The sequence below is a fragment of the Paraferrimonas sp. SM1919 genome, from assembly GCF_010993985.1.
In the GTDB taxonomy this organism is placed as follows: Bacteria; Pseudomonadota; Gammaproteobacteria; order Enterobacterales; family Shewanellaceae; genus SM1919.
This window is the reverse complement of sequence record NZ_WINH01000110.1, coordinates 1-589: the sequence shown is the minus strand read 5'-3', so window position 1 is coordinate 589 and position 589 is coordinate 1. Positions and strand designations below refer to the sequence as shown.

General features: G+C 42.4%; 2 tRNA genes and 1 rRNA gene. All 3 read left to right on the top strand.

Features of this window, described 5'->3' with window-relative positions:
- A 16S ribosomal RNA gene (locus GFB48_RS17395) occupies window positions 1–67 on the top strand; the annotation flags it as partial.
- A 91-nt stretch (window positions 68–158) separates the two neighbouring features.
- Window positions 159–235 (top strand) — tRNA-Ile (locus GFB48_RS17390).
- Window positions 236–363: 128 nt separating this feature from the next.
- Window positions 364–439, top strand: a tRNA-Ala gene (locus tag GFB48_RS17385).
- The last annotated feature ends 150 nt before the right edge of the window (window positions 440–589 follow it).

Below are 589 nucleotides of genomic sequence, written 5' to 3'. Positions count from 1 at the left end.
GTTCATGACTGGGGTGAAGTCGTAACAAGGTAGCCCTAGGGGAACCTGGGGCTGGATCACCTCCTTACCTAAATTGATATTCAACGTTTGTTGAGTGTTCACACAGATTGCTTGATTAGATGTAAGAACATAGTAGTCACACAAAGTGATACTGAGATAGGTCTGTAGCTCAGCTGGTTAGAGCGCACCCCTGATAAGGGTGAGGTCGGCAGTTCAAGTCTGCCCAGACCTACCAATTTCGCCCTACTCTGCGTTAGTTAATAACTCGTTTAGCGAACTAAACGTCGTCATTAACTGCCTTGATTAGAACGAAATTACTTCAATAGTATTTTGGTGTGCTACATTTTCTGTAAGAGTTTCAGTGGGGCTATAGCTCAGCTGGGAGAGCGCCTGCCTTGCACGCAGGAGGTCAGCAGTTCGATCCTGCTTAGCTCCACCACTTACTCTACAAGAAGCCTAAGAAAAACATCATGAGGTTTATGTTGTTCCTCTTAGGCTTTTTTAAGCCCAGAAGCTTTATGTTTCGACGTTCTTTAATAATTTGGAAAAGCTGATAAAAATAACAAACTTGTTTGTTATTTATCTTTAA